The organism is Microcoleus sp. BM001215392, assembly GCF_036700185.1.
GTDB lineage: Bacteria > Cyanobacteriota > Cyanobacteriia > Cyanobacteriales > Microcoleaceae > Microcoleus.
In genome coordinates this window covers 3,369-15,526 of the sequence record NZ_JAUBOJ010000150.1, presented here as the reverse complement: position 1 = coordinate 15,526, position 12,158 = coordinate 3,369, and the positions used below count along the sequence as shown (strand labels likewise).

Below are 12,158 nucleotides of genomic sequence, written 5' to 3'. Positions count from 1 at the left end.
CGATCGCGATTGGGACCACATAGACAAAATTAATTTGAGGTCTTCGCGGTGAACAAACCCCATCCACCCCTTTCCTAGAGCTTCTGCCGCTGTGAAGCCGCCAATTGCTTGACACCGGGGATTTGTATAGATACATTTCCCCTCAGTATCTATTTTGAAAATGCCGACGGGGGAACTCTCGCTCAAAGAGCGAAATAAAGCTTCGCTTTCCCGGAGTTCTGCTTGAGAGATTTCTAGTTCTCGGGTGCGCTGCAAAACTCGCATTTCTAACAGTTCGTTGAGCTGTTGGAGGGCGGATTCAGCAAGTTTGCGATCGCTAATATCGCGCTGGACTGATACCCAATGGGTAAACCAACCAGTTTGGTCAGCTATGGGGACAATACTCACTTCTACCCAAAATTCCGTCCCGTCTTTGCGGTAATTGATCAAGTCAACCCGCACCGACTGCCAGGTTTTCAAAGCTGTGCGAATTCGATCGAGACTGGCGCGGTCTGTTTTTTCTCCTTGTAAAATGCGGGGCGTTTTGCCCAAAACTTCTTCTAGCGTATAGCCACTAATCCGCGTGAAAGCTGGGTTGACATACAGAATGCGCGGCCCCGGTTCGTCGATCGTTTCGGCTTCGGTAATTAACACCGCGTCGTTACTGGTGGTGACTGCTGATTCCAACAGGCGCAACTGTACTTCTCTAGCTTTGCGATCGGTAATTTCTGTAACAGTCCCCACCATCCGCACTGCATCGCCTGCTTCATTATAAAAAAACTTACCTTTCCCCTCAATCCAGTGAATGCTGCCATCGGGCCAAACCACGCGGTTTTCGTGAAAGAAATCTCCTCGCTGGACAAGTGCCTGATTCACAGCATTCTGCACACCTGTTAAATCTTCTGGGTGAATGCAAGCTGTAAAACTTTGATAAGTTCCCGCAAAAGTTCCCGGGGCTAACCCAAATAACTCTTCATGTTCCTTTGACCAGACAACGCGATTTCTCTGCACATCCCAGTCCCAAAATCCGATTTTGGTAGCCGACAAAGCTAAGTTGAGCTGCTGATTGATTTTCCGCAACTCAATGCTAGTAATTGCTACTCGCAGTTCTCGGACTATTTCGATTTCGCAACGCTGCCAAGGCAAAGATTTTGACCTGACAGTTTCTTGCCACAACTCAAAGGAATTGCGAGGAGATAGCGGTCTGGTGCCATCCAGTTTCAATTCAATTTGCTCCTCTGGTTGACCGGCCCAGTTGACAGTTTGAATTACTTCTGGACGGAACCACAAAATGTAATAATTTTGCATCTCGGAAATGGCAAGCACTAGCAAACCACTAGCAATTTCTTTAAAATTTTCGGAGGTTGGATACAGTTTTGAGAGAGAATCTGTCTGAAAAATATCATTATTTATTTGAGGTTTTATCCAAGCAATTAACTTTTCGATTTCTGCCAATTCCGGGGTTTTGCCGATTGGAATTAAGTTTTCATTGGCACAGACTACTGCACCTGTAGCGCCGATTAAGGTCAGCAATTTGTCTTGAGATGTAAGTAAACCTTCTACAAAGCAGTTTTTTAGAGAAATTTCTTTGATGAATGTATGACAAATTTCTTTTAGATAAATTGCATATTCCCAGTTTTCGCTATCTTGTTTGTAGCTAAGTTCTAGATTTACAAACTTAGCTACCATTTCGCAAGCCTTTCTGGTTTCGTAGTTGACATACTTTGGTGTTTGGTGGTGACAGGCGATCAATCCCCAGAGTTTTCGATCTTTGATTAATGTCAGGGTCATGCTAGCGCCAACTTTCATATTTTTGAGATATTGAACGTGGCAAGGAGAAACTGTTCTCAACAAAGAGAATGCCAGATCCAGGGGGCGACCCGTCAGCGGATTGCAGTGAGGAATTAGTTCTACAGGCTGACTGTGAATATCGGGAATAAACCGAATTAAATTCATGCTGAAGAAATTTCTTGCCTGGGCGGGAATATCGCCAGCCGGATAGTGCAGCCCCAATAAAGGAGCCAAACTTGCTATTTTGTCTTCGGCGATGACTTCCCCGGCGCCGGTGGCATCAAATTGATAGACGATCGCCCGATCGAAGCCGATCATCCTCCGCACTTCTTCAACTACTGTCTGACACAGCACTTGCAGGTTTGGTGTTTCGTGGATTTTGTCGATCGGTTCTTGGACTAAATGATAAAAATTCAAACAATTGCTGGCTTTTGGTGGAACAACCTGCTCTAGTTCAATAATTAATACTGAACTTGATTGATGCAGTGTCCCCTTAAAAAAAAACTTGCGGTTTTGAGTTTTAAATGATAAACTGATATAGTTAGATTGATTGCTTTTTTCAAATAAAGCTTTTTGAATCGCCTTAATTTCCTCAGTCTCGACAAGTTCCTGTAAATATCTGCCCAAAAGTTCTTTTGGGTAAATGCCGATCGCCTCAAAAATATTATTGCTAACTTGCAAAATTTTCAACACAGCAGATTCCAGCACCAACAGGATGCCGTGAGGTTGAATCGAAGCTGATGAGTAAATTGGTTCGGAGTCGCTGTCATTAAGATCGGCTGTGTCTGAAGGTAATATCATGGCTTTCTTGTTAGAAGTGAAAGTTTTTTAAATTAGCCTTTGTTTTTGACGATCGGGCAATTTTGCTTTCACGGGGGAGGGATCAGGGGGGAGCGGCGGGCTTGATAACATAGTCCTGGACGCACGAGTGTTTAGAAACCGGGTTTTTTTACGAAAATACTTGATTGTAGACCGCAGATTCGGTAAAAAACCCGGTTTCTTGGCCCCCATGCGTCCAAAAAGAAGACTATTCATTACTCCAATCATCTTCCTTCCAGGTATAGATCGCCCTCTTGCGGTCAACTGTCAACTGTCAACTGTCAACTGTCAACTGTCAACTTAGCGTTGTGTCTGAGCAAGTCGGTGGCGGAGTTGAGTCCGCTCCAAACGATTCAGGATGCGAGCAATCAATTCTGGTTCCACGATCGGCTTATTCACGTAGTCGTCAGCACCTGCGACAAACATTTGGCGCACTGTTTCCGATTCAGAATGTGCTGTCAAAAATAGCACAGGGAGCTTGCTCCAGCGCACATCGTTCCGGACTGTCAAACACAGCTCGATACCGCTGTAACCGGGCATCTCCACATCTAAAATTAGCAAATCTGGACAAGTGATTTCGAGTACCTCCCAAAAATTTTCGGGCCGATCCAATGTTGTTACTTGAAAACCCCAAGGTTGTAGAATCATTTTCAGTGCAGCTAATAAATGCACATCATCATCTACCACCATAACTTTAGCTTCCGCAGCAGAGCCTGTCCGATCGAGGAGTTGGGCGACTGCTTTGAGTATATCTGCTGGGGGTAGAGATTTGTGTAAAAAGCCGGAAGCTCCCAAACGAGCAACTTCTATTCGATCGCTCAATTGATTGTGACCGCTAAACACCATCACCGGAATTTCTGGTTTTTCACGGAGGAGTTCGGCGAGAAGAGCAAGTCCGTTTTCCTGAATTCTGGAAAATGTCAAATCCAGCAAAATCGCGTCCGGAGGCTGTTGAGAAATGGCAATTCTTGCCGCTTGCGGAGATTTGGCGACTTCTATCTCGAAGCCGGAACCCGATGCTGCTGTTTTCAGTCGATCGCTCCCCAAAGTATCGTCATCCACAATCAGGACACGCCGCTGTTGAGAAATATCCGTAACTAAATTGCTTTCAGGTTCCGGCGGGCGATCGAAGATTTGTTTGAGCAAATCCAGAAATTCCTGAATCTTTTCGGCAGTTCCCGGTTTCAAGACGTTTTCTGCCTTCAACAAATGTTCGATCTTGCGCGCAACTTCCGAACCTTTCGGCAGCCCTAAAGTTCCCAAAGAACCCACTAATTTGTGAGCTTGACTCTGAGATTCCCGCCGCAGTTCGTCGTCCAAATTTCCAGTTTTCAGTTGACCGATCGCGCGATCGAATATCGCCACCTTTTCGATAAAATTTGCTCTTAACTTACCCCGAATTTCCGCAACCACAGTCAAAACTTTGAGGCGGCGCTCATCATCATTGTTTAATTCCCGGCTCTGCCCGCTAGACTCAACAGATAAAATCTGTTGACTTTTAGCAGTTTCTAAAGTTTCTCGGGCAACTTTTTGACCATCCATATCCTCCGGCAGACTTTTGAGCCGATAGCCCAATCCATACACCGTTTCCACTAAATCTACAGTCATCCCCGCTGCTTTCAGCTTGTGCCGCAGCCCCTTGATATGAGCGGTAACAGCTTCTTCTTGAGGAAATTCGCCCGCAGACCAAATGCGATCGAGCATAGCGCTGCGGCTGAAAATGCGCCGGGGATTTCTCAGAAAAAGTTCCAGCAAATTGTACTCTTTGGGAGTCAAGTGCAGCAGCTTTTCAGCATAAGTTACTTCCGTAGTATCCGGGTTTACTTGCAGTTTTTCCCATCTCAAAATTGTACTCGACAAACTTGCCTTTCCCCGGCGCAGCAAAGCCCGAATTCGAGCAATTAACTCTTCGATATTAAAAGGTTTGACTACATAATCGTCTGCACCGGCTTCTAAACCTTCGACGAGATTGCTCCTACTGTCGAGCGCCGTCAGCAGTAAAATCGGCATTTGGCAGCCGGACGATCGCAATTTGCGACACAAACTAATGCCGTCTAGTTTAGGAATCAGCACATCCAAAACAATCAGATCGTAATCGTAGGCTTGGGCCAACTGCAAGGCTGTTTCACCGTCTGCGGCCGTATTTACATTGTAATTGTGAGAGTTCAGCGATTTGGCGAGCAAATTAACTGTAATTGTGTCATCTTCTACTAGCAAGATTTTCATGAATATTACCTGTGATTCAACCTACTTTTTTTATTTATAATCACTATTTGAATTTCTAATAACATTAAAAACCTCTTGAATATCCTTGTAAATTAGTATAGTTGACATATTTAAATTGTCAATCATTATTTTGTTTTTATTTTTTAAACCCACAGCGCCCGACAATGAGAACGTTATTGATTGCTGAAAAAACAGATTTTTTTTAGATTTCCTAAATACCTCATTCCTGCTTTCTTTTCTCTTTTTTTACCTTCAGCAGTTGCATTGACTTGTGCTATATCTCGGCTGCGCGGTAACTTTAGTTCGACTTCGCTCACGCTTGGGCGTCTTGCCCCCCGAGCGAAGCCGAAGAAAGCCAAAGTTCGGGACAAGTCTCTCGATAACCCTGTAGCCGAAAGGAAGCCTATCATGCCTTCTTTCTTCTTGCTTCTTTCTTCTTTTTTCTTGCTTCCATTCTTTAAGTTTGTTGAGCCAATCCCCAAATTACCTACTTGCTTTTTCTATAACTAGGCAAAGGTTTCATCAGACGACAACTAGAATCTTATGGTTTTTTTGACTTCAGTGCCTGCTGAATTTTCTGAATCAGATATTGCGATGAATCTTGCTGCTTAACTATGTCTTCTAGCTCGGAAACTGCGACTTCGGCGTGTTCTATCTCTTTAACTAAAGAATGAGCATCTACACTTTTTATAACTCCCAAAGGTTCTGTGATAGCTGTCATTGAATTGATATCTTTTTCCGCTATTAATTCCTCCAACTCTAACAAAGCCATTTCCGCGCGATCGATCTTGATCGTGACCGATCTTGCCACATTAGCACCGGCTCTTGCTGCCTCCGTGAGTTCGTGAACCCGAAGTTTAAATCGGCTGGCAATTTGCTCCATTTGAGTCCCCAATTCAAAAGTTTTACTTGCCAGTCTGCCAATTTCTAGACTCACTTGGCTGAGTCCGCTGGGCTGATTTCCCATTTGATTGGTAACTACAGCCACCTGTACTGCTAAATGCCTGACTTGTTCGATCGCCTCCCGGATGGTTCGGGAAGTGCGGTTAACAGTTTCTAAATCATTAGCGATTGCTTTGCCAACCCCCAAAATTTTATCGGTATTATTGCAAATAGAATTAGCACCTTGAAAAGTAGCTTGAAATGCTTGGCGACCTTCCGACGAAATCAGCTTCGCAATTTTTACAAATCGCTGATTCATTTGAGCAATTTCTTCAGCTTGTTTGACAAGTACCACTTCCTGGGGACTGGGAGTATTCTGCGATTTTTCTGCTTGGCGCTGTTGGGATTTAAAAAGCTCATTGCATTCCTCAACTTTTGCCTTTTCTTGTTGAATTAGCGCCTGATATTTTTGTCTTTCTACTCGGTATTTATGAATAAGTTTGTGAGCTTGTCCTAAGATTTTAGACTGGGCAATTACCAGAGTTTTAACATCTAAAAGGCGGAGGCTCTGGTTTTCCATTACCACGATAATTGGTTCATATATTAAGTCTTTAGGCCTGTTGAGAGACGCTTGCACGGCATCGTCAACTTTCCAGTTTTCCTCCATCAGCAAAGGCGGAATTCTCATAAAATCTAACAAGGCTCGAATCGGGTGCTGCCCGTAAAATTCTAGGCGATCGGGAAGACTCATTTGCTCTCGAAATTTGACGCGAGAAATCATGCCCAATACCTGCGATTCGTGAGTGATAATGACTCCCGGCAGGTCGGGTTCTTGCTCGAATTTTTGGGCCACTACCTGTCCTGGAGTTGCAGCACTCACTTGGAAGTGGTGACACGGCAGATGTCCGATCGTAAAATCGGGGGTGAGTTGAGTTGGATTGCTCATTTACCCGGATAGTGTTAAGTAGAAGTTAACAAATTATATATTGATATTATACTGGATTAAGATAGTTTAAAGTAATAATAACTATAGGGAGAAATCAGCTCTCTGGCTCCTGAGTCTGAATAGAGCCGGGCTTCTGACTACTTTCATGTTAAGTCTTTTGGAGCTGCCGCGCCTGCCACGCCCCGGTTTCGTCCCCAAAACAGGGGCCTTCATGTTTTGTTTTTTACAACAACCGGGAAAATACCTAGATTGAAACCAAAAACCTTAAATCGGACTTTACCACTAGCAAGCTTTGAGGCTGCTTACCAGTTGTTACAGCAAATGGCTGAACTCCCCGGGGCGATTTGGCTCGCCGATGACGATCTCGCAGGTACTGAAAATCCGGGGGAAAACTCGTATCAAAGGTTTGCAGCAGTGGTATCGGATCGGTTTAGCGCACTGCTGCGAGGCAATATATTAGATGAGGCTGCAAAAAACGGACGCAAACACCACAACAAAAAATCCAACTCCCACTTGAATGTGGAGTTGACTTTCGACCCAGGGGCGATCGCGAATTTCCTCTCTCCCCTCTCCGACAAACTTGCAGCAATAACTTCCCCACCGCAAAGACAAATTGACATTCGCGCCCTCAAACAAGCAATTGAAAATTTACAGCCAAACTCGGCAGTTATGCAAAGCGAATTCACCCTAAATTTGCTGGATCTTCTCGCTACTGATGCTAGCAAAAACAGTCGCCCGCCCCTACAGGTGCAAACACAAATAAAGCAAAGTTCCGCGCCCAAACCGATCGCTGCTGAAACGCTACAAATCCAGATTCCCGAAGCCGTCAATTACGTACAAATTCCCAGTTCCTGCATTGCATTTTGTCAGCCAGTGGAAGATGCTTTGCAGCAGCAACTCCAACAAGAGCGACTTTTAAATCAGGTGACAACTCAAATCCGCCAGACTTTGGAATTGCCTGTAATTTTGTCAAAAGCTGTTTCGAGAGTGCGAGAGTTTTTGGATGTCGATCGCCTGTTAATTTATCAATTTGAAAAAGTGCCATCCCCGCGCAAGGGCGAGTTAGGTAAAGAAATAGCTGCGGAGGTTTCTGGGTCTGGCGAAGTCAAAGAAAATTCTGGTTCTTACTTGTATTTAGGTCGCGTCACCTACGAAGCTTTAGCTAGCGATGATATCTCGTCTGTACTGAATTTTAGTGAAGGCGCCCAGTGTTTTCCCGATGGAGTCATCGACAGAGAGAAATATCGCAAAGGTTTGGCTTTGTGCGTCGCGGATGTGGAAATAACTTACTGTTCCCAGCCTTGTTTTTTAGAGTTGATGCGGCGGGCGAAGGTGCGGGCGAAGTTGCTAGTGCCGATCGTAGTTCAAGACGAATTGTGGGGGCTGCTAATCGCCCACCAGTGTACTGTGTGCGAGTGGGAGGAAAGCAAAAAAACATTTTTGCGGCAAATAGCAGAACATTTGGCGATCGCCATTTACCAAGCCGAACTTTATGCAGAAGTTCAGCAACAAAAGTGTACCTCCGAACAGCGCGTCATAGAGCGCACGCGGGAACTGCGCGATGCACTCGCCGCCGCCCAGTCCGCCAGCCTCGCCAAGAGCGAATTTTTGGCAGCTATGAGCCACGAATTGCGAACTCCCCTCACCTGCGTCATCGGCATTTCCGACACGCTGCTGCGGTGGTCTTATGGCAAAGTTGGCACCAAACAAGTGCCGATCGCCAAGCAGCGCCAGTACCTGCAAACTATCCGAGATAGCGGCGACCACTTATTAGAATTAATTAACGATATTTTAGATTTGTCGCAAGTAGAAGCAGGAAAAGCAGTATTAAAAATTAGTGAATTTTCCATTTCTAAACTAGCTTCTCAGAGCCTGCACGCGCTCAAAGAAAAAGCTGTGGCTAAGGGCGTGGAACTAATCCAAGAACAGCGGATCAAACAAGAATGCGATCGCTTCACCGCTGACCCGCGCCGCCTGAGACAAATTCTCTTCAATCTTTTAGGAAATGCGATTAAATTTACTCCCGAAGGCGGGCAAGTCATCCTGCGAGTCTGGATAACAGAAGATAAAAATCGAACGCCGGCAGTGCGGCAGCCTGGTACTGCACCCCCAGGTAGCACCGCTGTTTTTCAAATCAAAGATACCGGCATTGGAATTCCCGAAAATCAGCGATCGCTCTTGTTTCAAAAATTCCAGCAGTTAGATTCCCCCTACCGCCGCGAATACGGCGGCACCGGTTTGGGATTGGCATTGACTAAACAATTAGTAGAACTTCACGGCGGCGCGATCGAAGTCAACTCTACAGTTGATGTTGGCTCTACTTTTACTGTTTTTATACCCATCCAAACTCAAAGCAAAGATGAATCCACAAAATTCAAATACGAAAAATCGAATTCATCTTTACCGCTGCACTCTTCCTCCTTACGGGGCAGCCTCGTTCTCGTAGAAGAAGATGAAGAAACTGCCATGCTGATTTGCGATATCCTGACAGCCGCAGGAATGCAAGTAGTATGGATGATTGAAGGCTCGGCGGCGGTAGAACAAATTGAACTTTTGCAGCCCAATGCTGTGATTGTGGATATGCGTTTACCCGGGATGAATGGCTGCGAAATAATTCAACAACTGCGCCAGAAACCCGCTACTAAAAATCTCAAAATTCTGGCTTTAAGTGCTAATGAAATTGCTGTAGATCAGATATCTTTCGTGACTGCGGGAGCTAACGATTGTTTGGCTAAACCAATTCACCCGGAGCAATTGCTTGACAAAATTCTTTCTTTGATGGCCGCCGGGATTGGTAATGGGTAATTTGGAATTGGGCATGGGGCATGGGGCATGGGGCATGGGGCATGGGGCATGGGCCATGGGGCATGGGGCATGGGGCATGGGGCATGGGGCATGGGGGATTGGGGCATTTAATATAACTGAGTGTTTGAGGTAATTATGGGAAGACCTGATTTTGAGGAATTAGAGGTTTTTGAAATACTCACCGACCTCTTATGTGCGGTGATTCTTGACACTTCATCGGGTCTTGCTGGCAAGCCAGTCTTACAGTCCCTCTGTGTCCGTTTAGAGTCGTGGCGATTCCCCATCCCGACTTGATCTATATTCTTGGCCGCGTTCTCGTCTCTATCGTGAGTTTTACCGCAATTTAAGCAGGTAACAGTCCTAACTTTCAGCTCTAATCTGCCCCATCTAAAACCACAATCCGAGCAAATCTGACTTGTAGGCTCCCATCTACTAACGGTACTAAAAGTTCTACCAAATTTCTCGGATTTTGCCTCACATAATAGCCTAAATTCACGCCAACCTTGCATACTAATTGCTCTAGATAGCTTACGGTTTTTAACCAGACCTGAAACATTTAAGTCTTCCAAAATAATTGCTTGGTTTTCGCTCACTACTTTGGTTGAAACTTTGTGTAGAAAGTCTTTTCTGGTATCAGCTATCTGATTGTGTAATTTAGCAATCTTTAGTCTTGTTTTATATCTTCGATTAGAACCTTCTTTTTGACGTGCTAATTTGCGCTGAAGTTTCCTGATTTTTCTGTCACACCTGGAATAGTCGGGACTTTTAAATTTCTCACCTGTACTCAGAACGGCAAAAGTCTTTAATCCCAGGTCAATTCCCACAGACTGATTGGTGGACTCTAGCATTTTCGGTTCATTTTCAACAACAAAACTTAGGAAATATCTGTTGCTACAGTCTTTGATCGCAGTCACGGAACTAGGCGCTGACGGCAATTCTCTACACCAAACAGGCTTAATATCACCTATCTTTGCTAGATAGACATACTCACCGGAAACCGAAAAAGCGGTCTTAGTAAATTCGGCGGTTTGATTGTTTGTCTTTTTCTTGAATTTAGGTAAACCAGATTTCTTGCCTTTGTGCTTGCCGTTGCGGGAATTGAAAAAGTTGCGGTAGGCTACATCTAAGTGTCGCAAAGATTGTTGCAATGGAACAGACGAAACATCTTTCAACCACTGCCTTTGTTCTGTTTTTTTTGATTGAGTAAGTAAGGCCGAAAGCTTGTTGTATCCTGGTAACTTTTCAGCAGAACGACAAAAAGCCAGGGCATCATTCCAGACTACCCGAATGCAACCAAACAACTGAGCTAAGCTCTGTCGTTGTTGATCGGTTGGGTAAAATCTGTACTGATACCGGGCTTTCATTTGTCATGCTAGAATCGGTTTGTTATTTAATTTTACATTGGTCTACAAAAGATGTCAACCCATTCCAGAATCAAGAAAAGCCGTCCTAAAAGGATGGAGTGTTAAACCCATTTTTCTGATAAGTTGGCGGAAAGTTTGGCAAATCAGATTTGGGAGATTGTTAAAAAATGGGATTACTTCACAAAAGATACGATGGGCAAACAGATAGTTCGGTCTGCTGATAGTGTCTGTGCTAATATTGCTGAAGGAAGAGGTCGTTATAATGACCAAGATAATCGGCGTTTTGTAAAAATTGCGAGAGGCTCATTGTACGAAACCGTAAACTGGTTAAGATTAGCCTATACTAGACAACTTATCACCAGCGAAGAAGTAAGCAAGTTTAAACCGATTGTCGATAAATTACTACCAAAACTTAACGCTTATTTGAGTTCAATAGGACACAGGGAATAAATTACAAAAAAAGCCCAATTCCCTGCGCGGGCCCATGCCCCATGCCCGATGCCCCATGCCCAATTCCCCATGCCCAATTCCCCATACCCCATACCCCATACCCCATACCCCAATTCCCCATGATTAACTGTCAAATTCCCACAGGATTAATTGTTTCTTGTCAAGCACCTGCTGATTCGCCGCTGTACGATCCGATCGTGATTGCAGCAATGGCCCGCACCGCCATCAATCGAGGAGCCTCGGGGGTGCGGATTGACACTCCAGCTCACGTTGCGGCGGTGCGACAACAGCTATCGGCTCCGATAATTGGGATCTGGAAGCAGCAATTGCCAGGATGCGAGATTTACATTACTCCTCGGTTTGAAGACGCACGGGCGATCGCACTTGCAGGAGCAGATATTATCGCGATTGACGCGACTTTGCGACACCGCCCTGCTGGCGGCGAAGACTTAAAAACGTTAATCGATCGAATTCACAGCGAATTAGGGAAATTAGTCATGGCGGATGTAGATAGCATAGAAGCTGCGATCGCCGCAGCCCAAGCTGGTGCAGATACTGTGGGAACTACTCTTTTTGGCTACACTCCCCAAACAAAACAATTCTCGCCGCCCGGATTTGATTTACTGGCCAAAATGGTACAAAAGCTTGAGGTTCCCGTTATCTGCGAAGGCGGAATTGCTGCACCATCAATGGCAAAAAAAGCATTAGATTTAGGAGCGGCGGCTGTAGTTGTCGGCACAGACATCACTGGAATTGATCTTAAAGTGACAGCCTATCAATCGGCGATCGGGAAGTAATATTATTATCTCGCTCGAACCAGAAAAATACAATAGGTTCGTAATGAGGACTTTAGTCCTTCTTCTTTCTAAATTGCCCGACCAAACTCCTCACCCAAA

The 12,158-nt window shown here is 45.0% G+C and carries 8 protein-coding genes; 3 read left to right on the top strand and 5 right to left on the bottom strand.

Annotation, left to right across the window (positions count from 1 at the left end):
- From QT974_RS17220 to QT974_RS17205, 4 genes are all read right to left on the bottom strand, one after another.
- A partial coding sequence (locus QT974_RS17220; protein ID WP_333469664.1) for a PAS domain S-box protein occupies positions 1–2,571 on the bottom strand: 2,571 nt, incomplete at its 3' end.
- A 318-nt stretch (positions 2,572–2,889) separates the two neighbouring features.
- Positions 2,890–4,815, bottom strand: a complete 1,926-nt coding sequence (locus QT974_RS17215) for a response regulator (RefSeq protein ID WP_333469663.1) — start codon at positions 4,813–4,815, stop codon at positions 2,890–2,892.
- A 173-nt stretch (positions 4,816–4,988) separates the two neighbouring features.
- Complete coding sequence (locus tag QT974_RS17210) at positions 4,989–5,297, bottom strand: hypothetical protein (protein ID WP_333469662.1); 309 nt, start codon at positions 5,295–5,297, stop codon at positions 4,989–4,991.
- Positions 5,298–5,356: 59 nt separating this feature from the next.
- Positions 5,357–6,643 (bottom strand): chemotaxis protein, encoded by a 1,287-nt coding sequence (locus tag QT974_RS17205; protein ID WP_333469661.1) that lies wholly within the window; start codon positions 6,641–6,643, stop codon positions 5,357–5,359.
- A 249-nt stretch (positions 6,644–6,892) separates the two neighbouring features.
- Here QT974_RS17205 and QT974_RS17200 point away from each other — a divergent pair, with 249 nt between their 5' ends.
- Positions 6,893–9,448, top strand: coding sequence for a hybrid sensor histidine kinase/response regulator (locus QT974_RS17200; protein WP_333469660.1), 2,556 nt, complete (start codon positions 6,893–6,895; stop codon positions 9,446–9,448).
- Between the two features lie 107 nt (positions 9,449–9,555).
- Here QT974_RS17200 and QT974_RS17195 read toward each other — a convergent pair whose 3' ends face one another.
- The gene (locus QT974_RS17195) at positions 9,556–10,812 is read right to left on the bottom strand and encodes an RNA-guided endonuclease InsQ/TnpB family protein (protein WP_333469659.1); all 1,257 of its coding nucleotides are present in this window, start codon (positions 10,810–10,812) and stop codon (positions 9,556–9,558) included.
- 123 nt (positions 10,813–10,935) lie between these two features.
- On the opposite strand from QT974_RS17195, the gene QT974_RS17190 reads away from it, so the two are divergent.
- Positions 10,936–11,262 carry a four helix bundle protein gene (locus tag QT974_RS17190; RefSeq protein WP_333469658.1) on the top strand — a complete coding sequence of 109 codons (327 nt, stop codon included), beginning with the start codon at positions 10,936–10,938 and terminating at the stop codon, positions 11,260–11,262.
- Between the two features lie 119 nt (positions 11,263–11,381).
- Positions 11,382–12,059 carry an N-acetylmannosamine-6-phosphate 2-epimerase gene (locus QT974_RS17185; RefSeq protein WP_333469657.1) on the top strand — a complete coding sequence of 226 codons (678 nt, stop codon included), beginning with the start codon at positions 11,382–11,384 and terminating at the stop codon, positions 12,057–12,059.
- Positions 12,060–12,158: the final 99 nt, after the last annotated feature.